Below are 24,441 nucleotides of genomic sequence, written 5' to 3'. Positions count from 1 at the left end.
CTGAATGGCTCAATTCTTTATCCATCGCCCAATTTTTGCTTGGGTGATTGCATTGGTCATTATGTTGGCAGGTATTCTTACGCTAACAAAAATGCCAATTGCACAGTATCCGACGATTGCCCCACCAACTGTCACAATCTCTGCGACATATCCTGGTGCATCTGCTGAAACTGTTGAAAATACCGTAACCCAGATCATTGAACAACAAATGAATGGTCTTGATGGCTTACGCTATATTTCTTCAAATAGTGCAGGTAATGGTCAAGCGTCTATCGCAATTAACTTTGAACAAGGTGTCGATCCTGATATTGCACAAGTTCAAGTTCAAAACAAATTACAATCTGCAACTGCACTTTTACCTGAAGATGTTCAACGTCAAGGTGTAAAAGTAACGAAATCTGGCGCAAGCTTTTTACAAGTTTTAGCATTCTATTCTACGAATGACAGCCTTTCTGCAGACGACATTAAAGATTATGTAAACGCAAACATTTCAGAACCACTTAGTCGTGTTGCTGGTGTGGGTGAAGTACAAGTATTTGGTGGTTCATATGCAATGCGTATTTGGATGGATCCATCCAAAATGGCAAGCTTGCAAGTGACACCAAGTGACATTGCCACTGCTTTACGTACTCAAAATGCTCAAGTTGCAGTTGGTCAATTAGGTGGTGCGCCAGCTGTTGAAGGTCAAGTACTTAATGCAACTGTAAATGCTCAAAGCTTGTTACAAACACCTGAAGAATTTAAGAAAATCTTTCTTAAAAACACAGTAAATGGCGCTCAAGTTCGCTTAAGTGATGTTGCTCGTGTTGAATTAGGTGCAGATAACTATCAATTTGATTCTAAATTTAACGGTAAACCTGCCGGTGGTGTTGCAATTAAACTTGCAACAGGTGCAAATGCGCTTGATACAGCAAAAGCTGTTGAAGCTCGTTTAAAAGAGTTACGTCATAATTACCCAGATGGTATGAAAGACCAACTTGCATTTGATACAACACCATTTATTCAACTTTCTATTGAAAGTGTTGTACACACGTTAATTGAAGCAGTCATCCTTGTATTCCTTGTGATGTTCTTATTCTTACAAAACTGGCGTGCAACCATTATTCCAACAATGGCTGTTCCAGTTGTTGTCTTGGGTACATTTGCTGTTATTAATCTTTTCGGTTTCTCAATTAATACGCTCACCATGTTCGCAATGGTTCTTGCCATTGGTCTATTGGTGGATGATGCGATTGTTGTGGTCGAAAACGTTGAACGTTTGATGGTTGAAGATCATCTTGACCCTGTTACTGCAACAGAACGATCAATGAAACAAATTTCAAGCGCGTTAATTGGTATTACCTCTGTATTGACTGCTGTATTTGTACCTATGGCATTTATGAGTGGTACAACAGGTGTAATTTATCGTCAATTCTCGGTAACACTTGTAACAGCAATGATTCTTTCATTAATCGTTGCTTTAACATTTACCCCTGCACTTTGTGCAACCATGTTGAAAGGACATGATTCAAGCAAAGCTGAAAGCAACGGTATCTTTGCTCGTTTCTTCCGTGGCTTTAATACATGTTTCGACAAAATTGCAACTAAATATCAAGGTGGTGTAAACCGCTTAACGCACGCTAAAGTATTCTCTGGCGTGATCTATGTTGCTGTTATTGCAGTCATGGGACTATTGTTCACGAAACTACCTTCTTCATTCCTTCCAGATGAAGACCAAGGCGTTGTAATGACTTTAGTTCAATTACCACCAAATGCTTCATTAGATCGTACAGATAAGACCGTTACAGCAATGACAAACTATTTCATGAACAATGAAAAAGATTATGTCGAATCTGTATTTAGTGTAGCGGGCTTCTCATTCACAGGTGTTGGTCAAAATGCGGGCCTTGCTTTCATTAAATTGAAAGATTGGAGTGAACGTACGTCTCCAGAATCACAAGTGGGTGCAATCATCCAACGTGGTATGGCACTCAACATGATTGTAAAAGATGCATCTTACATCATGCCATTACAGCTTCCTGCAATGCCTGAATTAGGTGTAAGTGCCGGCTTTAACTTCCAGCTTAAAGATTCAAGTGGTAAAGGTCACGATGCTTTACTTGCTGCACGAAATGCTATTTTAGGTATGGCTGCACAAGATAAACGCTTAATGGGCGTACGTCCAAATGGTCAAGAAGATACACCACAGTACAAAATTGTTGTAGATCAAGCGCAAGCTGGTGCTATGGGAATTAGTATTGCTGAAATCAATGCGACTATGGGCATGGCTTGGAGCGGATCTTACATTAATGACTTCGTCGATCGTGGTCGTGTTAAGAAGGTTTATGTTCAAGGCGAAGCAGATTCACGCATGATGCCTGAAGACCTGAACAAATGGTACGTTCGTAATAATCAAGGTACGATGGTTCCATTCTCAGCATTCGCTACTGGCGAATGGACATATGGTTCACCTCGTCTTGAACGTTACAACGGTATTTCATCGATGAACATTCAAGGTACACCTGCTCCTGGTGTCAGTTCTGGTGATGCAATGCTTGCAATGGAAGAGATCGCTGCTAAATTGCCATCTATGGGCTTACAAGGCTTCGACTATGAATGGACAGGTTTGTCTTTAGAAGAACGTGATTCTGGCTCTCAGACTCCTTTCCTTATGGCACTTTCTATTCTTATCGTATTCCTTTGCTTAGCTGCATTATATGAAAGCTGGTCTATTCCATTCTCTGTAATTATGGTTATTCCACTTGGTATTATTGGTGCGGTTGTACTGACGTTCCTTGGCATGCTATTAACGAAAGATCCAAACCTTTCGAATAATATTTACTTCAAAGTTGCCTTAATTGCAGTTATTGGTCTTTCTGCGAAAAATGCGATTTTGATTGTTGAGTTTGCAAAAGAACTTCAAGAAAAAGGTGAAGAACTTTTCGATGCGACTCTGCATGCAGCAAAAATGCGTTTACGTCCAATCATTATGACAACCTTAGCTTTTGGTTTTGGTGTACTTCCTCTTGCACTTGCTTCAGGTGCTGGTGCTGGTAGCCAACACTCTGTAGGTTATGGTGTATTGGGTGGCGTAATCAGTTCAACACTTCTTGGTATTTTCTTTATCCCTGTATTCTTTATTTGGGTACGAAGTATCTTTAAGTACAAACCAAAACAACAAAATAATCAGGAGCAATCATCGTGATGCAAAAAGTATGGTCTATTTCAGGTCGTAGCATTGCGGTATCTGCACTTGCGCTTGCTTTGACTGCATGTCAAAGCATGCGTGGCCCAGAGCCCGTAGTTTCAGCAAGCATTCCAAGTAGCTATACCAATGCTTCTGGTACTTCTGTTGCTGAACAAGGTTATAAAAATTTCTTTGCAGATCAACGCTTATTACAAGTGTTAGATATGGCATTGGAAAATAACCGTGATTTACGTACTGCTGCTTTGAACATTCAACGCGCTCAACAACAGTATCAAATTACAGAAAATAATCAGCTTCCAACAATTGGTGCAAGCGGCAGTGTTTTACGTCAAGTAACTCCAACAAGAGATCCGAATAATCCGTATTCATCTTTTAATGTTGGTTTAGGCGTTACTGCTTATGAACTCGACTTTTGGGGTCGTGTTCGTAGCTTAAAAGACAATGCCTTAGACACTTATTTAGCGACCGCAAGTGCACGTGATGCAACGCAAATTGCTTTAATTAGTCAAGTTGCTCAAGCATGGTTAAACCATTCTTATGCAAGTGCAAACTTAAAGCTTGCTGACCAAACATTAAAAGCACAATTAGAGTCTTATAACCTCAACAAAAAACGTTTTGATGTAGGTATCGACAGTGAAATTCCTGTTCGTCAGGCACAAATTTCAGTTGAAACTGCACGTAACGATGTTGCAAATTATAAAACTCAAGTTGCTCAAGCAAAGAACTTATTAAACCTACTTGTAGGTGAACCTGTTCCTGCTAGCTTGCTACCAACTCAACGTGTAACACGTATTACCAATACAACTTCAATTGGTTCAGGCTTACCAAGTGACTTGTTAAATAATCGTCCCGACGTTCGTGCTGCTGAATATAAACTTTCTGCTGCAGGTGCCAATATTGGTGCTGCAAAAGCGCGTCTGTTCCCTACTATTAGTTTGACTGGCACTGCTGGCTATGCATCAACAGATCTTAATAATTTATTTAGATCTGGTAATTTTGCTTGGTCTATTGGTCCTAGCCTAGATCTTCCAATTTTCGATTGGGGAACACGTAAAGCGAATATTAAAATTTCAGAAACAGATCAACAAATCGCGTTATCTGATTATGAAAAATCTATTCAATCTGCTTTCCGTGAAGTGAATGATGCACTTGCCGTTCGTCAAAATATTGATGATCGTTTAGCGGCTCAACGTCGCTTAGTCAATGCAACAAATACAACGTATAAACTTTCGAATGCTCGCTTCCGTGCAGGTATCGATAGCTATTTAAGTGTATTAGATGCACAACGTACATCTTATTCTGCTGAACAAGGTTTATTGTTACTAGAGCAAGCAAACCTTAACAACCAAGTTGAATTGTATAAAACGCTTGGTGGCGGTGTAAAAACTCAAACAACTGATGAAGTGGTAAAACAACCCTCTTCTTCAGAAGTTAAATACAACAAAGCAGATAAAAAGTAATTTTTAGTTCTGTTATAAAAGCTCACTTCGGTGGGCTTTTTTATTGCTTTTTTAATCAAATTTTCCTATCTTCAAATACAACAACTTTAAGAAATAATTTTAATGCTATTAAGTAATTTAGAATCTGTGCCCGGACACATCATTAATAAACAACTTGATGTTGTTTATGGTAGTACTGTTCGTAGCAAACACGTTGGTCGTGACTTAATGGCGAGCTTAAAAAATATTGTAGGTGGTGAACTTAAAGGTTATACAGAACTTTTGGAAGAATCACGTAAAGAAGCCATGCAACGTATGATTGATAAAGCTCAATCCTTAGGTGCAAATGCAATTGTCGGTATTCGCTTTTCAACATCGAATATTGCACAAGGCGCTTCTGAACTTTTTGTTTATGGTACTGCTGTTGTTGTTGAGCAAAATATACCTGCTATTTCCAACCCTTTCCCAACGCAAGGTTAATCTGTTATGGATGCTTTGATCGGAAAAGTCGTCATCTTCTTTGTCTTGTTTTTAATTGGATGGGGCTTTGGTCGACATACAGAACGAAAACATTTTAAAGCCTTAGCCGAACAAGAGCAGCGACTCGCCTATATTGGCATAGATACCAATCGCTTTAAAACGTCTGATGCAACAGGTCAGCTTGTGAATAGTAATGTCGTGCTTTCTCATGATTACTTTAAATATGTGATTGCATCGATTCAAAACTTTTTGGGTGGTCGTTTAACCAGTTATGAAAGTATTGTAGAGCGAACAAGACGTGAAGCTGTCGTGCGCCTCAAGCTTGAAGCTGAAAAAATAGGCGCTACGCATATTATGGGTTTACGATTAAGTACAACAGAGCTTGGTATGCAAGGTGGAATGGTTGAAGTTTTTGCTTATGGGACGGCGGTGAAGAAGTAGTTTTCAAACGCAATAAAGACCTCTCCCAAACCCTCTCCTAAAAGGAGAGGACTTAAAATATTACTTCACTTTCGTTTTTCTAATCATTTTGTATAAAGTGCTTGGCGATAAGCGTGAAATCCAAGTGCCTAGAACTTCTTTTTGACCACCAATAACAATATATTCCTGACCATTCAACAATGCTTTAACTGCAATTTTGGCAAACTCATCTGCTTCTAAGCCATTAGCCGTGACTTCATTATCAAAACCTTGAGCTTTCCCCTCACCATTTAAGGCATTAATCGACACATTGGTTTTTACAAAACCCGGAAAAATAACAGAAACATCTACACCTTCATCTGCAACTTCCGCACGTAAACTATTTGCCCACATGTGAATAGCTGCTTTTGCAGCAGAATAAGATGCTCGATATTGCGTTCCTAACAAGCCTGCTACACTCGATACAAAGCTAATGCGACCTGATTTTTGTGCAAGAAATGTAGGTAATACTGTTTTGGTTAAATACACTTGAGAAAAGTAATCTAACTCCATAATGGCACGTTCAGTTTGCATAGTCGTTTCGCTAATTAATGCACGCTGACTTAAACCTGCGTTATTAATCAGCCAATCAATTTTACCTTTTTCTTTTAAAACGGTTTCGTAAGCAGAGTTCACCTGCTTTTCATTGCTAATATCTGCAGCAACAGATAAATGGCGTTCAGCATGTGGTAAAGCCAAACGAACATTTTCAAGTTCTTCAAAACGTCGTGCGGTTAAAACTATATGCGCGCCTTTATTTGCACACTCAAGTGCTAAAGCTTTTCCTAAACCTGAAGATGCCCCTGTAATCCATACCACTTTATTGTCTAAATCATTTAATTTTGTCATTGCACTAGATCCATACTCATTATTTTAAGCAACATTCACTCGTCACTCGTGTTTTGGTTCATCTAAAAAACTAAAAAAATGCGCTAAGGTTTTTTCTGAATGAGCTAAATCGAATTGTGCTGCTAATTTCTCAATACGCTTATAGCCCAACTGCGTCGTTAAATGAATCACACCCGTTAAGGTCTTATCTACGACAAAGTTAAACTTCAACATTTTCTTTGGTTCAATAATAAGTTGATGAATCCCTTGATCGACAATCTGTGTAAAAGCCTTAAATGCAGGCTGAATATATGCACGATTGCCCTGTTTGATTTGCAATAAACAATTTTCCGCCTCTGCCAATAAATTTGGGTCAACTTTATAGGTTAAAAAGCTTTGATGTTCATGCTTATAGATGTGTTGATCGAGATAATTCACGATTGGTTTTAATCGATCATTATTAAATAATGACACAGACCAAGGCATATATTTTTGCAAACTCTCATTAATTTGTTGCAAGGTATTTTCAGTTTCAATTTCTGTGGTCGACCTTAAACGCTCAATTTCACCAAAAACCTGCTCCACCACACCACAAGAAATGGTCGCCAAAACTTCACCTAATTCCTTTGAAATAGATTCTGTATGACCTTCATTAAGTTGTTGATGAATCTTTTGAAATTTTCTAAAAGTTTCGGTTTCTATTCCTAGATAAACTAAATTTTGCATCAACATCATCCATTCATATTTTTGTTTTAAATAAAACAATCGCATCATTGCATTCACACCATCATAGAACGATTTTTAAATTGTTCCAATTGCATAAATTTTGCGTTTGCGAAGCTGCCTACACTGTCATTTTTTTTGCTACAATGGAGCTAATTTTTTATCCACTTTTGAACTGTTTGAACTATGACTGATTCAGCGCAAAATATTGCTACGACCTACGATCCTACCGAGATCGAGAAAAAATGGTACACGACTTGGGAAGAAAACGGCTACTTTAAGCCTTCTCAAAAAGGCGATTCATTCTCTATCATGATTCCGCCACCAAACGTCACTGGTAGCTTGCACATGGGTCACGGTTTTAACAATGCCATTATGGATGCATTGACCCGTTATAACCGTATGTCAGGCAAAAATACCTTATGGCAACCGGGTACAGACCATGCGGGTATTGCGACCCAAATGGTTGTTGAACGCCAATTGGGTGCTCAAGGCATTAGCCGTCATGACTTAGGTCGTGAAAAGTTCATTGAAAAAGTTTGGGAATGGAAAGAACAATCTGGCGGTAACATTACCCGTCAAATTCGTCGTTTAGGTTCTTCTGTAGACTGGTCACGTGAACGCTTCACAATGGATGATGGTTTATCGAATGCAGTAAAAGAAGTTTTCGTACGTTTACATAAAGAAGGTTTAATTTACCGCGGTAAACGCCTTGTAAACTGGGATCCTAAATTACAAACTGCCCTTTCTGACTTAGAAGTTGAGTCAGATAAAGAAGAACAAGGTTCTTTATGGCACTTCAAATATTTCTTTGAAGATAAATCACTTCGTACACACGATGGTAAAAATTACATCGTTGTTGCAACAACTCGTCCTGAAACATTGTTAGGTGATACTGCGGTTGCGGTTGCACCAGATGACGAACGTTATGCACATCTTGTTGGTAAGAACATTATTCTACCGATTACAGGTCGTGCTGTTGCAATTGTTAAAGATGAGTATGTTGAAAAAGAATTTGGTACAGGCTGTGTAAAAATCACCCCTGCTCATGACTTCAATGACTATGAAGTAGGTAAACGTTGCGAATTACCAATCATCAACATCTTCAATAAAAATGCTGAAGTTCTTGCTGAATTTGAATACATCGCAAAAGCAGGCGAACAAATTTCTAAAACCATTCCTGCACCTGCGGACTACATTGGTTTAGAGCGTTTTGCTGCTCGTAAGCAATTGGTTGAACAAGCTGAATCTGAAGGTTGGTTAGACCAAATTCAACCGTACACACTTAAGCCACCTCGCGGTGACCGTTCAGGCGTAATCGTTGAACCGTTATTAACAGACCAATGGTATGTAAAAATTGCACCGCTTGCTGAGCCTGCAATTAAAGCTGTAAAAGATGGCGACATTAAATTTGTGCCTGAACAATACAGCAACATGTACATGGCTTGGATGAACAATATTCAAGATTGGTGTATTTCACGTCAATTGTGGTGGGGTCATCGTATTCCTGCATGGTACGACGTAGATGGCAACATTTATGTAGGTCGTAACGAAGCAGAAGTTCGTGCAGAAAACAACATTGCCGATGACGTTGCGTTAAAACAAGACGAAGACGTATTAGACACTTGGTTCTCATCTGGTCTATGGACATTCTCGACTTTAGATTGGACTGGTGACGCTGAAAAAGATGCACAAAACTACTTCCTGAATACTTTCCATTCTACGGATGTATTGGTTACTGGTTTCGACATCATCTTCTTCTGGGTTGCCCGCATGATTATGATGACCATGCACTTCATGAAAAATGAAGATGGTACGCCACAAGTTCCGTTTAAAACCGTGTATGTACATGGTTTGGTACGTGATGGCGAAGGTCAGAAAATGTCTAAATCTAAGGGTAACGTACTTGACCCATTAGACTTAATTGACGGTGTTGACCTTGAAACTTTAGTACAAAAACGTACTACAGGTTTAATGAACCCGAAACAAGCTGCAAAGATTGAAAAATCAACACGTAAAGAATTCCCTGAAGGCATTCAATCTTACGGTACAGATGCAGTTCGTTTTACTTTCTGCGCGCTTGCAAACACAGGTCGTGACATTAAGTTTGATATGAACCGTGTTGAAGGCTACCGTAACTTCTGTAACAAAATTTGGAACGGTACTCGCTTCGTTCTTATGAACGTTGAAGGTCAAACTGTTGGTCAAACGGCTCGTCCTGATCTTTGGGAATTACCTGAACAATGGATCGTGAGTCGTTTACAAAAAGCGACTGCTGCGGTTCAACAAGCATTTGCAACGTATCGTTTAGATTTAGCTGCTCAAGCCATTTATGAATTCATTTGGAATGAATACTGTGACTGGTATGTAGAACTGACTAAGCCTGTTCTAAATGATGAAAATGTTTCTGAAGAGCGTAAAGCTGAAGTTCGTCGTGTGTTATTGGCTGTAATGGAAGAGTCTTTACGTCTTGCTCACCCAATTATGCCGTACTTGACTGAAGAAATTTGGCAAACGCTTGCACCAATGATTGGTCTTGGTGGCGAAACGATTATGACTGCGGCTTACCCTGTTGCAGATAATGCGCTTATTAATGATCAAGCTGAAGCAGATATGCAATGGCTTCAAGGTTTAATTGGTGCGGTTCGTAATATTCGTGGTGAAATGGGCTTAGGTAATGCACGTTTACTTCCTGTATTAATGCAGAACATTACTGATGCTGAAAAAGCTCAAATTTCACGTATTGAGCTTTTGTTTAAAGCATTGGCTAAAGTTGAAAACATTACGTTCTTAGCAGATAACGAACAACCACCGTTGTCTTCTTCAAGTGTTGTGGGTCATGCGTCTGTATTTGTTCCAATGAAGGGTTTAATTGACCCGAAAGCGGAGCTTGGTCGTTTGCAGAAAGACTTTGATAAAGTTCAAAAACAGCATGATCAAATTGCCACTAAACTAGGTAATGAAGGTTTTGTGGCGAAAGCACCTGCTGCTGTGGTTGAAGGTGAGAAAGTGAAACTTGCTGAGTTTACTGACCAGTTAGCGAAAATTAAAGCGAATATGGAGCAAATTGCAGCGCTTTAATGTGTTGTTAGTTTGATCTAATTTGTGTATAAAGGGCTGATTATTCAGCCCTTTATTTTAAATTCACTATACCAACATATATCCCCAAGAATATTTTATTATTTTATCTAGAAAACGACTATCATCATCAGATAGACAATATTTTGCACCAAATTTATCCTTAAATTCTTTTAGAAATTCTTGCGTGATAGTCATAAAATATTTTGGCAATTCAAAATGACTTAAATTTTTTAAAAAATCATCTTCACCGTATAATTGATTAAGTAATTTTCTTGCTTCTTCAAGAGTCTTTTGCTGCTTAAAGAATGCCTCATTATTCTCATCAATTGTTTCAGGATCGGTTTCAACTAATGTTGTTCCATGTGCTAAAATATTTCTTAAACTAAATAAAATTTTTATCTTTCTATAAAGATCTTTATTGATTTCTTTACTTATATCAAATTTTAAAAAACCTGTATAAAAGGAGAATAACTTTTCAATACCACCCTCACTTTCTAAACGAATAAGAAAACTATCTAAAATATTTTCATATGATGATTTTCCTGTAGCTCCTTTTTTTGAATTTTCTTCAATATGCCTATTAATCTCATTTCTTAAATTTTGAGATAATACATACCTTAAAGCTCCCTCAATTATTGCAGCATTCAACGAAAGTAATGGAAAATTATATACATAATTATCTATTATTTTTTCATCTTTCTCAAAAGTTGACATAAAACTAGCGCTAACTGCATCCTGAGAGCTATCAATTTTCTTTGGTGTATTTTTTCTCTTATGCAAAAGAGCTAGTTGCTCATAACTGCGTAACAAAACTTGGTGAGTAGCTAAATTCGAATAAGACATTCGTACCCCATGTAAAAGTAATTTTAATCTTCTTATTCTACCCTCACCCCAACCCTCTCCCATAGGGAGAGGGAGCATCATTTGATTTTATGTTTGCACGAATTTAGTAATGAATATTCCCTCTCCTTTTAGGAGAGGGTTAGGGAGAGGTATTTTTTAGTTCAAAGCATATATTCCATAAATGATCTGAAACCACATCCGTCTGTCCCAACACATCATTATTCCAATACCGCACCACCGTTAATCCCAAAGCCTCTAAAAATTTCGTCCTTTCGGCATCATATTCAATTGCATCATCCATTCCATGCTGACTGCCATCTAACTCAATCACTAAACCAATTTCATGACAGTAAAAATCTACAATATAAGGTTGGATCACATGCTGACGTCTAAATTTTAAATCCATAAATCGTCTTGCACGCAAAATCTGCCACATGAGATGTTCAGCATCGGTGGCGGTGTGGCGCATGGATTTGGCTAATTCTAATAATGCAGAGTCTATTTTCATTTTTATTCTCCCTCTCCCTAACCCTCTCCCATAGGGAGAGGGAACGTTCATTGCGAATCTAATTCTTATTATTAAATTTTATACTAATTACTATCACAAAATTTACAGTTTAAATCTGCTAAGTAATGGATTTCCCCTCTCCTTCCAGGAGATGAGCATCCTCAGAATATATTCTGAGTGCGCAAGGGAGAGGTGCTTTTAAAAAATCACAAAACTTGATGCTCCAACAACATCTCTAACCCACTCTCTTTCCCCATATACATCAGCCGTTGATTTTCAGCTTTTAACTGTTGCTTCACGGCAGATACATCCGCATCAATCTGCTTATATAACTGCTCAATATTCAGTTGCCCTTTCGACTTCTGCACCGCGATTTTGGCTTTATTTGACCAAACCAATGAATCAATCAATTCCTGAATTTGGCTTTTTAAAGCTTGGCTTTGTGCTTCTAAAGCCTGTTGGTAAAACTTCACTTGCTCCGAACTTAAACCTTTATTCGAATCATTTTTACTTTGCTCCACTTCTAACTGAAGTTTCAGTAAAAAGAATAAATCTTCCTGCTCATAAGCTTCATTGGCACGTTGCAAAAGCTCTGTTTTTTCCACTTTTTTATCTTCATCAGGTTCACGGTCAGGGTGAATAATCGATGCAATTTTTAAATACACTGTTTTAAGCGACTGATTCACTAACTTTTCAGCTTTAGTTTGTTTATCTTGTTGACGTTTTAATTTGGCTTGCTCACGTGCTTGAGCATATTCATCGCTGTTCCAATCTTCAAAATCATTATCAGTTTGAAATTCGATATTTTCAGGCTCATCAAAAGACTGCTCTTCTTTCTTTTTCACTTTCTTCTTATTGTTATATTCGCTCGCCTGCTGATAATAAGCATGCATCTTTTCGACTTCATCAATTTGTATTTGATTTAATAGATGTGAGCCTTGAAGCAAACGAGCAAGGGCTTGAATTTTCTCTTCCACTTTTGCGCTATCAATCTTATTTAAACCATAACAGCTTAGGCTATTCCAAAGCGTCTGCATTTGGTCAAATAATGTTGCATATAAATTTCGATATGCTGGCATTAGCGCTTTTTGACTATATGCACGAATCTCATGCTGTGCCTGTTTCCAAGCTTCAAGCAATAACTTTTGCTGTTCAATTTCATCAATCAAACCATTCAGCTTTTTATGCTGTGGAGAAACTTCAAGAACAGTTGGAAAGATAGTTTTAAGCTCAAAAGACATAATCGGCAAATATTCAAAAATACACTTCAGTTTAATGCTTTTTAACAAAATCCACAGCTAAGTACTCATACAAATCGCTACGGATAACCACAATCGGTTTAGCTATGCTACTTAAGGGAAAACAATGTTTTAACTAAAGGATAAGTCAAATGGCAACACAAGCAGATTTAATTTTTAATCAAGAATTGGCAGCGTGGGTTCAAGCTGTTGGTTCAGTCATTGCCATTTTTGTCGCCATTAGTATTCCATTGTATTTAAATCGATTAGATCAAAAACAAGCTAAAACACAACAAGAGCAACAAAAACAAAAGTACTTCGTAACGCTCTTACCAAGTTTGTATCGTATGCAACGCTATAGCCAAGATTTTAATCAGCATTTTCAAATAAATTCTGTAAATACAAAGAATATTTTGCATACATTAGAAACGGAATATTTAGAACTCATTCCTGTATTTGCAAAAGAACTCCATATATTTGTACATAGCCAAATTTATGATGCAAAACTCAATCAACTCGCATTTGAACTTTTCCATTCAGAAGAAATTCTGCAACAACACCTATTACTTCCGAATGATTCAAAATTGCTGATACATCAAGATCAACTACTTAAACATAGTCAGAATATTCAAGTGATCAGTACAGATTTAATCCAGTTTATTGAAAATACCTACAACCATTAGGGTTGAGCATAATTAAAGTGGTTTTTATTAATATTTACTTCCAAATCAATTAATTATTTTTAACAATTATTATTGCATATGATATCTTTTTTATTGTATTAATAAATAAAATTAAATCACATAAAAACAAAAGAAAGGTGATGTATGATTAACCAAATAAAAATTAATACATTATTATTTAGCTCTATGTTTATTTGCACATCTATTTTTGCAGGTACTACCTACATAGGAGGAGTTTCAAATATAAATTCTGCTGGGAATGGATCAATTTGCTCTCCTAATACAGGTGCTAATACAGCAATTCCTACTTTTTATACTTGTAGTGTTGCCTTAGGTGATGGAGGCTACGCAGTGCTTTCAGTAAATAAAAATACAGATGGCTATCCAGATTACAATGATTTAGCAACCAAACTACAAAATATCAAATCAAATTCAATTGTTATAGGTGCAGACACTGAAACACATTTAAGTGGCGATGTCGCACTTGGTAACAATTCCAAAACACGAGCTGTATCTTCATCCACACCTGTAACTTTAGCTGGTACTACCTATAACTATGCAGGTTCAAATCCAACCAATGCAGTCTCTGTTGGAGACTCTAACAACGAGCGTGTTATACAAAATGTTGCAGCAGGTCAAATTTCTGCAACATCAACCGATGCAGTTAATGGTTCTCAACTTTATGCTGCATATAATGCAATTGAATCAATATATCAAAGACAAATGGCTGGATATGACTCAGAAATCAAACAAATTAATCAAGATATAGATCAACTAAAAGAAGGCGCATATGCAGGCATTGCTGGTGCAATGGCTATTGGTAACCTCCCTCAACCAAGTACGCCAGGAAAAAATATGATTAGTGGCGGTATGGGCACCTATAAAGGTCACTCAGCGGCTGCTTTCGGTTTTAGCTCTGTAACGGAAAATGACAAAGTAATTTGGAAAATAGGAGCGTCTTTTGACAGCAATCGAAATTCTGGTGGTGCTGCTTCAATAGGATATCAATGGTAGTAAACTTAAAATTTAGAGCTCAAACTTGGTAAAAAATATTAAATAAAGCATCTATTTCCAATACTTTTTAATCTTTTATTAATATTAAAAAACGATAACAACAGCATTAAGTAAAAAGCTATCTATCTAATTTCAGATAAAAATATTGTTTTTTGCTTCACCAAATCAGCGTCATCGTTAAAAAGATAATAGTTACAAAATGTAACCGCACTACTGTAATGGTGTATTTATACACAAATTTATGTATATTTTAATAACAATCTTTGAAAAATAATTGTCACGGAAGGCATATAAATTAAGGGTTATTACCAAACAAAATGACAACTTGATCACTATTTAGCCCAGAAAAATCCTTGAAATTATTTTCCTTGAGCAAAGAGCTATAACTCGCATAAGATAAATACGGGTTACTTATTTGCAATATTAAATACATCTTTTATACAAAAAGTGTATTTAATACTCTAAAACCAAAACAGCAATAATTATAGAAACGGAGTTTATACATGAAGTTCAAACACACCACACTATCTGTTCTTTGTACAAGTGCACTCATGCTTGGTTTAAGCGCATGTAGCAACGACAAAGCTCCAGCGGCAACAGAATCAGCTGCATCAGATGCTTCTGCTACATCAGGTACATTAGAAAAAATTAAAAAATCAGGAACTATTGTTCTTGGCTACCGTGACTCATCTATTCCATTCTCATATATCGCAGACAATCCAACACAACCTGTTGGTTATGCACACGACCTACAATTAAAAGTTGTAGATGCAGTTAAAAAAGAACTGAATCTTCCTGATCTAAAAGTACGCTACAACCTTGTAACTAGCCAAAACCGTATTCCTTTGGTTTCAAATGGTACTGTTGACTTAGAATGTGGTTCTACTACAAACAATAAAGAACGCCAACAACAAGTTGATTTCTCTGTAGGTTTCTTCCAAGTAGGTTCACGTTTACTTACTGCAACAGATTCAGGTGTTAAAGATTTCGCAGATCTTAAAGGCAAAAAGTTAGTTACAACGGCTGGTACAACATCTGAACGTTATATCCGTCAACATGAAAAAGAGTTAGGCATTGGCGAAATCATTTCTGCTAAAGACCATGCTGAATCATTCTTAATGCTTCAAAGCGGTCGTGCTGCTGCATTTATGATGGATGACATTTTACTTGCTGGTGAAAAATCTAAAGCAATTAATCCTGAAAAATGGGAAATTGTAGGTACAGCACCAATTCAAGAAATTTACGGCTGTATGCTTCGTAAAGGTGATACAGGCTTCAAGAAAGTTGTTGATGGTGCAATCACTGAAACGTACAAGTCTGGTGAAATTAACGACATGTACAAAAAATGGTTCCAATCAGCTGTGCCACCAAAAAATATCAACTTAAACTTCGCAATGTCTGATCAATTAAAAGCATTAATCAGCAATCCTCATGACCGAGATGAATAAATTTTAAAACAATAAATAAAGACCTCAGGCAAAAAGGAATTTTTGCCTGACTATTTTCGGAGTCATTATGAATTATAGCTGGAACTGGGGAGTTTTATTTCAGTCCACTGGCATTGGCAACACAACATATCTCGATTGGGTTTTAACAGGGCTTGGTTGGTTATTCGTGATTGCTGTTGTTGCATGGTCAATTGCTATGGTGCTTGGTAGCATTTTAGGTATCATGCGTACTTTACCCAATAAAACTGCACGAAATATCGGAACGGCATATGTCACGATTTTTCGTAACGTACCCTTATTAATACAATTATTTATTTGGTTCTATGTTGTTCCAAATTTTTTACCAGGCCCAATTCACTCTTGGTGGGTTAGTGACCTAGGTGCAAATACAACTGCACTTATTTCTGCCAGTATTGGCTTAGGTTTGTTTACGGCTGCTCGTGTATGCGAACAAGTGCGTACAGGTATTGAAGCTTTACCTCAGGGTCAAATCAATGCTGGTTATGCCATGGGTTTCAGTACATTTCAGTTGTACCGCTATGTTATTCTCCCACAATCATTTCGTACTATTTTGCCACCACTAAGTTCTGAACTTACCAACTGCGTAAAAAACACTTCAGTTGCTTCTTTGGTTGGTGTATCTGAAATTATTTCTCAAATGAAAACCATCAGTGAATACACGCAAAATACCATCGAAATTTATACCTTTATCACCATCATTTTCGTTGTAATTAATGTTTGCCTTCTGCGCGGAATGTTAATGCTTGAAAAGCGCTTGCGTGTACCAGGTCTAATTGCAGGAGATAAATAATGGAATGGCTCACTGCATTTTTAACTGACCTTCAACTTTCAGCACCAGCTTTATGGCATGGTTTATCTATTACCCTAAAAGTTGTTGTAATCGCAACAATTGGTGGTATTGCTATTGGTACTATTCTTGCGTTAATGCGCTTGTCTTCCAATAAACTGCTAAATTTTATTGCACAAAGCTATGTCAATATTTTCCGTTCTATTCCATTACTTTTGGTCTTAATGTGGTTCTACTTCGCAGTTCCATTTTTATACACCGCAATTACTGGAAATTACTTAACCATTGATACCGCTTTAGTATCTAGTATTGTCGCATTCATGCTATTTGAAGCTGCTTACTTCTCTGAAATTGTTCGTGCAGGTATTCAATCTATCCCACGTGGACAAACAGCAGCAGCCCAAGCATTAGGTATGACTTATGGTCAATCTATGCGTCTAATTATCCTCCCTCAAGCATTTCGTAAAATGACACCTTTGCTTTTACAGCAAACCATCATTTTATTCCAAGATTCTACAATGGTTTATGCTATTGGCTTGCTTGATTTCTTCCGCACAAACTATGTCCGTGGTGACCTCATGGCACTACTTACGCAATATATTCTTTTTGCGGGCTTGGTATATTTCACTATAAGTATGATCGCAACTTATGCCGTTAAAAAATTACAAAGGAGGTTAAGTGTATGACAGATAGTAAAGTAATGATTGACCTCCAAAATGTGAGCAAGTGGTACAACAAAGACTTTCAGGTTTTAACTGATTGCACAGCACAAATCCGTCAAGGTGAAGTTGTTGTTGTTTGTGGACCATCTGGCTCAGGTAAATCAACACTCATTAAAACAGTAAATGGATTAGAACCATTTCAAGAAGGTCAAATTTGGGTAGATGGTGTTGCTATCAATGACCCTAAAACAGATCTTACTAAATTACGTAGCCGTGTAGGTATGGTGTTTCAACACTTTGAGTTATTCCCTCACCTAAGCATTACGGAAAATTTAACCATCGCTCAAGTAAAAGTACTTGGTCGTTCTGAAGAAGAAGCGAAGAAAAAAGGTTTGGCGTATTTAGACCGTGTTGGTTTAAGCGCTCATGCCAATAAGTTCCCTTCTCAACTTTCAGGTGGTCAACAACAACGTGTTGCTATTGCCCGTGCATTAAGTATGGACCCTATTGCAATGTTGTTTGACGAACCAACATCTGCATTAGACCCAGAAATGATTAATGAAGTACTTGATGTAATGGTTCAACTTGCTAAAGAAGGTATGACCATGATGTGTGTAACACATGAAATGGGCTTTGCTCGTCAAGTTGCCAACCGCGTCATTTTCATGGATCAGGGTAAAATTGTAGAAGACTGTACTAAAGACGAATTCTTTACAACAAAACGTAGTGATCGTGCTCAACAGTTCTTAGATAAAATTCTTCACTAATCGAATTTTTTCTGAAAAAGGCAGATCAAGTGATCTGCCTTTTTTATATTCAACATTTTATGCAAATGAGTAAACTGAAAAGCTTGAGACAAATTAAATAAATTTCCATAACTCATTTAAATGTTGAATTTTATGCTCAATCTTCATTTCAGGCTGATGAAATCCCTCTATAAAAATAGCATTCATACCTGCATTTTTTGCACCTTGAATATCATTAATTGGATGATCTCCAACAAATAAACAATGTTCAACTTTCACACCTAAACGTTGACTTGTTTTAATAAAAATCTCAGGATCTGGCTTACTTACTCCTACCCATTCCGAGCTGATAATTTCATCAAAAAACTGGCTCAAACCTAATCCATTTAAAATATTCAATCGTGTTTGATGCCCACCATTTGAAACCACAGCAAGCTTATATCCTTTTTCTTTTAATGATGTAAGTAGTTCTCGAGCACCCGACATTTCTACGGCATGCTCACCAAATTGGTTAAACCAAAATGCTGTTAAATCATCAAGTTTCGGTTGTTCTTTCCAGTTCAGTTCATTCATTAAAGCATAAGCAACAGATGCCCCAATACTTGGATGTGTGAGCAATTCCTTTTTCGGATACCCGCCATTATCTATTCGATGAATAATTGATGTAATTCTTGCCAAATCCACATCAAGTAGAAGTTGTTCAAATGTTTTTGCTAGCGCCTGACTATAAGCAAAGATGCTCTTTTCTCGATGCGTTAAAGTATTATCTAAGTCGAATAAGACCGCTTGAATCGTCATATAAGGTGCTCGAATTTATTCGATCTTAATTTAACATTGCTGAAGATATTCCTAATTCTAGATGTTTGATATCTATATTCTTATCAATGATATTTCTTATCTTTAAGCCAATTTTAAGCCTTGTTTTGTGTAATAAGCTTTGAGGTTTCTTTCATTGGCGCTTATGAAAACTTTCCAGAAATTCTACTTTAATCAATGTCTATTTTTATTAACAAGCTTTGTACTTCTTTATCTTTATTTTCCAGTTGGTGGTCATATAGATTTAGCGCTCATTTCCCCATGGATAAACCAAACAGGTGATTTTCCCTTTAAAGATAATTGGTATCTTGCCAAGCTTAATCATAGCTACGTCAAAGATATTATTATCTATATTTACTTATTTTATTTTTTTGCTTGGCTTGCATCATTTAAATTTAAGGTCACCCAAACCCAACGCTATGAGTATGCCTATTTTTTCTTTGTTTCAATGCTATGTACTCTTTCAATTGGCTTCATTAAATCGCACTCAAGCCAAGCTTGCCCGTGGTCTATGACCATTCCAACCTCTACTGGCTATATATGGGACTTTTCAGCACAAGATGGTCATTGCTTCCCTGGTGGACATGCATCTTCTGGTTTCGCACTCATGACTGGCTACTTTGTATATTTAAAATCCAATACTAAACGCGCTTATTTTTTCTTAATCTCAGGTTTTATTTTAGGTTTTACTATGGGATGGGCCCAAATGATGCGTGGTGCTCACTTCCTAAGTCATAACTTATGGACAGCTTGGATCACTTGGTTTATTAATGTTGTGGTCTATATAACTATTCAATTGTACAAAGCTTTAAAGCATAAATGTCAGACTCAATAATTCACATCGCCACTCTGTCAACTACAGTGAGTTTGTATATTTCTATGACCTGAAAGCACAATTTCGTTAGAATAGTATTTAATCTAAAAATATAGAGCAAAATAGTGTCAAATATTTATGCTGATTTTTTAAAGGATAATGCTTTAAAACAAACAGAATCTGTTGAATCTTACGAAGTTAATGGTCAAAAAGTTTGGTTAAAAAAAGCAGCTAAACGACATTCAACTTGGATTTATCTACCTTTACAATGGTTTTCTAAGCTACTTGGTTTGAGCATGCTTGCACCTGTACCCAACCAAGGTGGAGAAGAAGCTATTTCATGTGAAGTAAAACGCATTCTTGCTTTAAAAAAATTAGGTGTTCATGCACCCGATGTTCTTGCTTCACAAAATGATGCTTTTTTACTAAAGGATGCTTCCCCAAATGGAGAGCCTGTCATACAACTTGAGCATGCACTTTCTATTCAGCCAACAACGCTACAACGCTTAGACCTATTTCACAAAGCCATTGATGCACTTGAAGATATTCACCTCCAAAATAGCTATTTAAGTGAAGCATTTGCACGTAATATTCTAGTCGATACTGAACAGAACTTTTCATTCATCGATTTTGAAACAGATCCTGGTCAATATCTCAGTTTAGAAGATTGTCATACACGTGATTGGCTATGCTTTATTTTTTCGACTTCTCACCGTTTTGAAGAACACGAGCTTGATCAAGCAGCAGATTTACTGGCAAATGCTTTAAAATTACATCCAAAAGCATTCAATGATATTTGTCGTGTTGGACGTAAACTAACGTGGCTGTTAGCACTTAAACCAGAAAAACTCGGAAGTGATGGTAAGCGCCTTAAAAAATGTATTTATCTATTAAAAATATTGGATCAGAAGCACTAATTGAAGCAAATTTAAGTTAAAAAATCGGGAGAAATCCCGATTTTTTTATTTATTCAATAGTCATTAAATACTTATTGGAAGTTTTACAATGACTTTTAAGCCACCTAAGCTTTCACTTTTTGAGAACTCTAAAGTTCCGTGTAAGTGTTGAATCGCTTTATCTACAATAGATAAACCCAAACCACTGCCAATTTCAGCATGATTATGAATTCGGTAAAATCGCTTTCGAATATTCTCGAATTGTGAAGGATCAATACCTGCACCACTATCTTCAACAATCATAAATGCAAATTGATTATTCTGAATGACAGAAACATTGATGATCCCTTTTTCGGGGGTATATTTAATCGCATTATCGACCAAGTTAAATAATATAGAATGAACGGTAGATTCTTGGTCATATAGAATAATCGAGTGTTGCTCTTCCATCCCTAAGTCTATTTCTTTTTGCATTGCAAATTGCATTAACTGTTCTATGCAATTCACGGCAACCTGAGCAAGGTTAAACTCTTGTTTTTCTTCCAAATGATGCACAGATGCATCTTGTTTGGCTAAACTCAACAACTGACTGACTAAGTGCTGAACGCGAGTTAAACCTTTGCTTAAATTTTTAATGGACGGATCTTCTGGAAACTGCTGCAAAAGAATTTTAGTCTGTAAGTTTAAAGCAGTAATAGGTGTTCTTAACTCATGTGCAGCATCTGCAACAAACTGTTTCTGCTCTTGCTGTGACAGCAAAATTCGGTCAAAAAGATGGTTCATTTCACGAATGGTTGGGGTGATTTCCTCAGGATATTGATTGGCTTGAATTGGAGTTAACTCATGTGCCCCACGCTTAATCAGCTCATCTTTAAAATCATCAAGTGGTTTTAAATTCCTACGAATTAACCAAATTAATCCCCACAAGGCAAAAGGTAAAAAAAGCACATACGGAATAAACATATTCAAAGCCAGTTCGAAAGCCAAACCTTTTCGAACCGAATTTTGTTGACTGACCTGAATTTGATATTTTTCCGATGGTAAAATATATGTATGCCACTCATCATGAGCAGTATTGTGTGTATAGAAACCTGCTTTTTTTACTGGACCCACCAATAAATTTGCTTCATCTTTCAAGTGGTCTCGTTGAGCGTACTCCCAGACATCAACAAACAAATCTTCTTCATGGTAATGTTCATGTGAATTGAAATCACTTCTTGTTGGCTTTGGCTGATGTTCAGACACTCTTTCTGCTAAATTTTGCATTTGAGCATCCAAAATTTCATCAATTTCTTCAAGTGCAATTCGATAGGCTGAAAAAATTAATAAGCACCCTAAAACAACACTAAAAACTGAAACATAAATAATAAGGCGCTTTTTTAAAGAATAATGAGCCTGCATTTATTTATCCTGAAATTGCCCTAAACGATAACCTAAACCACGTATGGTTCGAATGAAGTCTTTACCTAATTTATTACGTAAATGATGAACGTATACCTCTATCGTATTACTGTTAATTTCACTGTCAAAGTCATATAACTTATCTTCTAAATTACTTTTAGAAAAAATTTTATTTGGATGGCTAACTAAGGGCAATAATATCGCCCATTCTCGATTTGAAAGCTCAATATACTCCCCTTTGAATTTTACAAGATGTTGCTCAACATCTAAAACCAATTCACCACAGCTGAGAATAGAGCTCTTTTCTGATGTTGCAACCACACCAGAACGTCGTAATAAGGCATAAATTCGTGCAAGTAGTTCATCAAACTCATAAGGTTTAATCAAGTAATCATCGGCACCTTCATTTAAACCATCTACTCGATTTTTAAGTTGATCTCTTGCGGAAATAATCAATACGGGTAAATTTCCATGATGTTGACGAATTTGCTTTAAAACTTGCATACCATCCATCATAGGCAAACCTAAATCGAGCAAGACAATATCAAACAGCTCTTGTTGCAGTTTTTTTAGACCGTCTATGCCATTATTCACCCACTCGACTTCATATTGATTATATTTCAATAAAGTCATGGTTGATTCTGCAATCATGAAATCATCTTCGATAATGAGAATTTTACTCATAATTTATGCTCTAGGTTTTCCATCACACAGATTCAACATATCAACTTTTGAATCGATTACTTTTGTTTTAATGCCCAATAATGACAACATTGAAGGGAATAAATTATCTTGACTTAATTGTTGATTTTTTTGTTGATTTAAACAAGCAATTTCCTGTGAATTTGACTGTTTCCATTCAGGTGAAAACCACATTAACATTGGAATATGGGTTTGTTGACTTGGTGCAATGGCATAAGGTGCACCATGTAAATACAAGCCTTTTTCACCCGTAGATTCTCCATGATCAGACAAATACCAAAAACCTGTCTCAAACTTTTTATTCTCTTTTAAGGTATTGATGAGTTCACTTAAAATATAATCTGTATACAAAATAGTATTGTCATATGAATGAATTAAAGCTTCTTGACTACACCCTTGAATTGCATTCGTGTCACAACTTGGTTTGAAATGTTTAAGTTCATCCGTCGTGCGTTTGAAATATGCAGGCCCGTGACTTCCCATTTGATGCAATACAATTAAACGAGGAGTTTCATCTGATTCAGGAATATTTGATAAAAACTGCTTTAGACTATCGACTAAAATCCCATCTAAACATTCACCTGAACTATCACACCATTTTTCCCTTAATTCTTTTGGAATTTCATATTGTTCAACCCGATCACACGTACCTTTACATCCAGAATTATTATCAATCCAAGTAACTTTATATCCTGCACGTTGCGCAATATCGAGCATACCTTCTCGATGACTTGCTAACTGCTCATCGTATGATGTTCGCGGCATACCAGAAAACATACAAGGTACTGAAACGGCTGTTGCCGTACCACAAGAACTGACTTGGCTAAAATTAATGATATCTTGTCGAGATAGTTGAGGATTGGTATTTTTTGCATACCCATTAAGAGAAAAACTTTCAGCACGTGCTGTTTCACCTACCACCAAAACCATAAGTTTAGGCACTTTCTTTTCACTGAATTTTTTAATGAGCTGTGCATCTTCACCATAAGTCACCAAAGGTAAATCTTTCTTCGGCGCTTTTTTATGAAAATATGATATGGTCGATGCAATGGAATTTTGTGGTGAGATCATCCCTTTCAAATCACGATTTTCACGAAAAATTGAAGCAAAATCGATATAGAAACTAAATAATAAACCACCAATAATCGCCAATGATGCCACGCTATAAATGACTTTTTTAAGCATCATTCGAATTATAGATTCATCTTTTATTCGAACAAAAAATATCACCATAATGGGTAAAATAATAATGAAAAACACCCAATTTAAAAGATGCAATGACAATAAATCATTTGCTTCTCGAAGATCGGTTTGCATCATATTTTGCACTTGATCTGATGTAATCACTACGCCTAAGCTATTCACAAAATAAGAACTAAAACCACCTATGATAATCAATGAAATGGCCGTGACTTTTGCAGTCCACTTCCATCCAAGAATTTGCAAAAGTAAGTTATAAGCTGCAATTACAATAAAAACTGTGGCAGCTAAAAACAATCCTGCTTTAAAGCCACTATACGGCGTAAGTTCTTTTATTTTTTCATAAAAACCAATATTTAAGATAATACTTAGCCATAACGCCACCCATACATTAAATGTACTTAAACTCATGGGCTTAATTTGATTTTTTAAATTTTTAAATTTTGCTTTTAAATTTTGCATAAC

Annotated in this window: 22 protein-coding genes; 13 read left to right on the top strand and 9 right to left on the bottom strand. The window is 36.6% G+C overall.

The genetic code is table 11. The features are described from left to right. Positions 1 to 4: 4 nt before the first annotated feature. From GTK57_RS09295 to GTK57_RS09280, 4 genes are all read left to right on the top strand, one after another. The gene (locus GTK57_RS09295) at positions 5 to 3,184 is read left to right on the top strand and encodes an efflux RND transporter permease subunit (RefSeq protein ID WP_163123000.1); all 3,180 of its coding nucleotides are present in this window, start codon (positions 5 to 7) and stop codon (positions 3,182 to 3,184) included. After that, positions 3,184 to 4,647, top strand: a complete 1,464-nt coding sequence (gene adeK / locus GTK57_RS09290; RefSeq protein ID WP_163124689.1) for a multidrug efflux RND transporter AdeIJK outer membrane channel subunit AdeK — start codon at positions 3,184 to 3,186, stop codon at positions 4,645 to 4,647. Before GTK57_RS09295 ends, adeK begins: the two co-directional genes overlap by 1 nt. A 102-nt stretch (positions 4,648 to 4,749) precedes the next feature. Then, positions 4,750 to 5,106, top strand: coding sequence for a YbjQ family protein (locus tag GTK57_RS09285; RefSeq protein WP_163122997.1), 357 nt, complete (start codon positions 4,750 to 4,752; stop codon positions 5,104 to 5,106). 6 nt (positions 5,107 to 5,112) lie between these two features. Further along, positions 5,113 to 5,547 carry a YbjQ family protein gene (locus GTK57_RS09280; RefSeq protein ID WP_163122994.1) on the top strand — a complete coding sequence of 145 codons (435 nt, stop codon included), beginning with the start codon at positions 5,113 to 5,115 and terminating at the stop codon, positions 5,545 to 5,547. Positions 5,548 to 5,607: 60 nt separating this feature from the next. Here GTK57_RS09280 and GTK57_RS09275 read toward each other — a convergent pair whose 3' ends face one another. Together GTK57_RS09275 and GTK57_RS09270 are read right to left on the bottom strand one after the other, a co-directional pair. Next, positions 5,608 to 6,414: an SDR family NAD(P)-dependent oxidoreductase gene (locus GTK57_RS09275; RefSeq protein WP_163122992.1), complete on the bottom strand. Its 807-nt coding sequence runs from the start codon at positions 6,412 to 6,414 to the stop codon at positions 5,608 to 5,610. A 42-nt stretch (positions 6,415 to 6,456) separates the two neighbouring features. Further along, a complete protein-coding gene (locus GTK57_RS09270) occupies positions 6,457 to 7,167 on the bottom strand; it encodes a hypothetical protein (protein ID WP_228720304.1) in 711 nt (236 codons plus the stop codon). 135 nt (positions 7,168 to 7,302) lie between these two features. On the opposite strand from GTK57_RS09270, the gene GTK57_RS09265 reads away from it, so the two are divergent. Continuing rightward, positions 7,303 to 10,197: a valine--tRNA ligase gene (locus GTK57_RS09265; RefSeq protein ID WP_163122989.1), complete on the top strand. Its 2,895-nt coding sequence runs from the start codon at positions 7,303 to 7,305 to the stop codon at positions 10,195 to 10,197. 66 nt (positions 10,198 to 10,263) lie between these two features. Here GTK57_RS09265 and GTK57_RS09260 read toward each other — a convergent pair whose 3' ends face one another. The 3 genes from GTK57_RS09260 to GTK57_RS09250 form a co-directional block, all read right to left on the bottom strand. Beyond that, positions 10,264 to 11,040: a hypothetical protein gene (locus tag GTK57_RS09260; RefSeq protein ID WP_163122972.1), complete on the bottom strand. Its 777-nt coding sequence runs from the start codon at positions 11,038 to 11,040 to the stop codon at positions 10,264 to 10,266. Between the two features lie 139 nt (positions 11,041 to 11,179). After that, positions 11,180 to 11,548: an endonuclease domain-containing protein gene (locus GTK57_RS09255; protein ID WP_163122969.1), complete on the bottom strand. Its 369-nt coding sequence runs from the start codon at positions 11,546 to 11,548 to the stop codon at positions 11,180 to 11,182. A gap of 206 nt (positions 11,549 to 11,754) precedes the next feature. After that, positions 11,755 to 12,789 (bottom strand): molecular chaperone DnaJ, encoded by a 1,035-nt coding sequence (locus GTK57_RS09250; RefSeq protein WP_163122967.1) that lies wholly within the window; start codon positions 12,787 to 12,789, stop codon positions 11,755 to 11,757. Between the two features lie 149 nt (positions 12,790 to 12,938). Between GTK57_RS09250 and GTK57_RS09245 the strand changes: the two genes are divergently transcribed. The 6 genes from GTK57_RS09245 to GTK57_RS09220 all read left to right on the top strand — a co-directional run bounded on the left by GTK57_RS09245 (position 12,939) and on the right by GTK57_RS09220 (position 18,168). Then, complete coding sequence (locus tag GTK57_RS09245; protein ID WP_163122963.1) at positions 12,939 to 13,469, top strand: hypothetical protein; 531 nt, start codon at positions 12,939 to 12,941, stop codon at positions 13,467 to 13,469. A 144-nt stretch (positions 13,470 to 13,613) separates the two neighbouring features. After that, the gene (locus tag GTK57_RS09240; RefSeq protein WP_163122930.1) at positions 13,614 to 14,483 is read left to right on the top strand and encodes a YadA family autotransporter adhesin; all 870 of its coding nucleotides are present in this window, start codon (positions 13,614 to 13,616) and stop codon (positions 14,481 to 14,483) included. Positions 14,484 to 14,986: 503 nt separating this feature from the next. Beyond that, positions 14,987 to 15,931 (top strand): transporter substrate-binding domain-containing protein, encoded by a 945-nt coding sequence (locus tag GTK57_RS09235; protein ID WP_152874436.1) that lies wholly within the window; start codon positions 14,987 to 14,989, stop codon positions 15,929 to 15,931. A 67-nt stretch (positions 15,932 to 15,998) separates the two neighbouring features. Then, entirely contained in the window at positions 15,999 to 16,742 is a 744-nt protein-coding gene (locus tag GTK57_RS09230; protein ID WP_152874437.1) for an amino acid ABC transporter permease, read from the top strand. Further along, positions 16,742 to 17,425 carry an ABC transporter permease subunit gene (locus tag GTK57_RS09225; protein WP_152874438.1) on the top strand — a complete coding sequence of 228 codons (684 nt, stop codon included), beginning with the start codon at positions 16,742 to 16,744 and terminating at the stop codon, positions 17,423 to 17,425. Before GTK57_RS09230 ends, GTK57_RS09225 begins: the two co-directional genes overlap by 1 nt. Before the next feature lie 14 nt (positions 17,426 to 17,439). Then, the gene (locus tag GTK57_RS09220; RefSeq protein WP_171500260.1) at positions 17,440 to 18,168 is read left to right on the top strand and encodes an amino acid ABC transporter ATP-binding protein; all 729 of its coding nucleotides are present in this window, start codon (positions 17,440 to 17,442) and stop codon (positions 18,166 to 18,168) included. A gap of 93 nt (positions 18,169 to 18,261) precedes the next feature. On the opposite strand, the gene GTK57_RS09215 is transcribed toward GTK57_RS09220, so the two are convergent. After that, positions 18,262 to 18,945, bottom strand: a complete 684-nt coding sequence (locus GTK57_RS09215) for an HAD family hydrolase (RefSeq protein WP_163122927.1) — start codon at positions 18,943 to 18,945, stop codon at positions 18,262 to 18,264. Between the two features lie 163 nt (positions 18,946 to 19,108). Between GTK57_RS09215 and GTK57_RS09210 the strand changes: the two genes are divergently transcribed. Both GTK57_RS09210 and GTK57_RS09205 read left to right on the top strand, forming a co-directional pair. Next, positions 19,109 to 19,798: a phosphatase PAP2 family protein gene (locus tag GTK57_RS09210; RefSeq protein ID WP_163122924.1), complete on the top strand. Its 690-nt coding sequence runs from the start codon at positions 19,109 to 19,111 to the stop codon at positions 19,796 to 19,798. A 104-nt stretch (positions 19,799 to 19,902) separates the two neighbouring features. Then, positions 19,903 to 20,694 carry a serine/threonine protein kinase gene (locus GTK57_RS09205; protein ID WP_228720303.1) on the top strand — a complete coding sequence of 264 codons (792 nt, stop codon included), beginning with the start codon at positions 19,903 to 19,905 and terminating at the stop codon, positions 20,692 to 20,694. Positions 20,695 to 20,757: 63 nt separating this feature from the next. On the opposite strand, the gene GTK57_RS09200 is transcribed toward GTK57_RS09205, so the two are convergent. The 3 genes from GTK57_RS09200 to GTK57_RS09190 are packed head-to-tail and all read right to left on the bottom strand — an operon-like array spanning position 20,758 to position 24,438. After that, the gene (locus GTK57_RS09200) at positions 20,758 to 22,074 is read right to left on the bottom strand and encodes an ATP-binding protein (RefSeq protein ID WP_152874441.1); all 1,317 of its coding nucleotides are present in this window, start codon (positions 22,072 to 22,074) and stop codon (positions 20,758 to 20,760) included. Beyond that, positions 22,075 to 22,758, bottom strand: a complete 684-nt coding sequence (locus tag GTK57_RS09195; protein ID WP_163122921.1) for a response regulator transcription factor — start codon at positions 22,756 to 22,758, stop codon at positions 22,075 to 22,077. Between the two features lie 3 nt (positions 22,759 to 22,761). Continuing rightward, complete coding sequence (locus GTK57_RS09190; protein ID WP_152874443.1) at positions 22,762 to 24,438, bottom strand: phosphoethanolamine transferase; 1,677 nt, start codon at positions 24,436 to 24,438, stop codon at positions 22,762 to 22,764. Positions 24,439 to 24,441 lie beyond the last annotated feature (3 nt).

Source organism: Acinetobacter portensis, assembly GCF_010646905.1.
GTDB classification, from domain to species: Bacteria; Pseudomonadota; Gammaproteobacteria; order Pseudomonadales; family Moraxellaceae; genus Acinetobacter; species Acinetobacter portensis.
Note: the sequence above shows the minus strand (reverse complement) of the source record. Positions and strands in the feature narration are given on the sequence as shown.

What these genes read in the sequence shown, in the direction of transcription:
- GTK57_RS09255 (WP_163122969.1), bottom strand. Translation starts at nt 11,548, where the DNA reads ATGAAAATAGACTCTGCATTATTAGAATTAGCCAAATCCATGCGCCAC.
- GTK57_RS09230 (WP_152874437.1), top strand. Translation starts at nt 15,999, where the DNA reads ATGAATTATAGCTGGAACTGGGGAGTTTTATTTCAGTCCACTGGCATT.
- GTK57_RS09265 (WP_163122989.1), top strand. Translation starts at nt 7,303, where the DNA reads ATGACTGATTCAGCGCAAAATATTGCTACGACCTACGATCCTACCGAG.
- GTK57_RS09275 (WP_163122992.1), bottom strand. Translation starts at nt 6,414, where the DNA reads ATGACAAAATTAAATGATTTAGACAATAAAGTGGTATGGATTACAGGG.
- GTK57_RS09285 (WP_163122997.1), top strand. Translation starts at nt 4,750, where the DNA reads ATGCTATTAAGTAATTTAGAATCTGTGCCCGGACACATCATTAATAAA.
- GTK57_RS09295 (WP_163123000.1), top strand. Translation starts at nt 5, where the DNA reads ATGGCTCAATTCTTTATCCATCGCCCAATTTTTGCTTGGGTGATTGCA.
- GTK57_RS09200 (WP_152874441.1), bottom strand. Translation starts at nt 22,074, where the DNA reads ATGCAGGCTCATTATTCTTTAAAAAAGCGCCTTATTATTTATGTTTCA.
- GTK57_RS09240 (WP_163122930.1), top strand. Translation starts at nt 13,614, where the DNA reads ATGATTAACCAAATAAAAATTAATACATTATTATTTAGCTCTATGTTT.
- GTK57_RS09245 (WP_163122963.1), top strand. Translation starts at nt 12,939, where the DNA reads ATGGCAACACAAGCAGATTTAATTTTTAATCAAGAATTGGCAGCGTGG.
- GTK57_RS09215 (WP_163122927.1), bottom strand. Translation starts at nt 18,945, where the DNA reads ATGACGATTCAAGCGGTCTTATTCGACTTAGATAATACTTTAACGCAT.
- GTK57_RS09225 (WP_152874438.1), top strand. Translation starts at nt 16,742, where the DNA reads ATGGAATGGCTCACTGCATTTTTAACTGACCTTCAACTTTCAGCACCA.
- GTK57_RS09270 (WP_228720304.1), bottom strand. Translation starts at nt 7,167, where the DNA reads ATGATGCGATTGTTTTATTTAAAACAAAAATATGAATGGATGATGTTG.
- GTK57_RS09210 (WP_163122924.1), top strand. Translation starts at nt 19,109, where the DNA reads ATGAAAACTTTCCAGAAATTCTACTTTAATCAATGTCTATTTTTATTA.
- GTK57_RS09235 (WP_152874436.1), top strand. Translation starts at nt 14,987, where the DNA reads ATGAAGTTCAAACACACCACACTATCTGTTCTTTGTACAAGTGCACTC.
- GTK57_RS09260 (WP_163122972.1), bottom strand. Translation starts at nt 11,040, where the DNA reads ATGTCTTATTCGAATTTAGCTACTCACCAAGTTTTGTTACGCAGTTAT.
- GTK57_RS09280 (WP_163122994.1), top strand. Translation starts at nt 5,113, where the DNA reads ATGGATGCTTTGATCGGAAAAGTCGTCATCTTCTTTGTCTTGTTTTTA.
- GTK57_RS09220 (WP_171500260.1), top strand. Translation starts at nt 17,440, where the DNA reads ATGATTGACCTCCAAAATGTGAGCAAGTGGTACAACAAAGACTTTCAG.
- adeK (WP_163124689.1), top strand. Translation starts at nt 3,184, where the DNA reads ATGCAAAAAGTATGGTCTATTTCAGGTCGTAGCATTGCGGTATCTGCA.
- GTK57_RS09190 (WP_152874443.1), bottom strand. Translation starts at nt 24,438, where the DNA reads ATGCAAAATTTAAAAGCAAAATTTAAAAATTTAAAAAATCAAATTAAG.
- GTK57_RS09195 (WP_163122921.1), bottom strand. Translation starts at nt 22,758, where the DNA reads ATGAGTAAAATTCTCATTATCGAAGATGATTTCATGATTGCAGAATCA.
- GTK57_RS09250 (WP_163122967.1), bottom strand. Translation starts at nt 12,789, where the DNA reads ATGTCTTTTGAGCTTAAAACTATCTTTCCAACTGTTCTTGAAGTTTCT.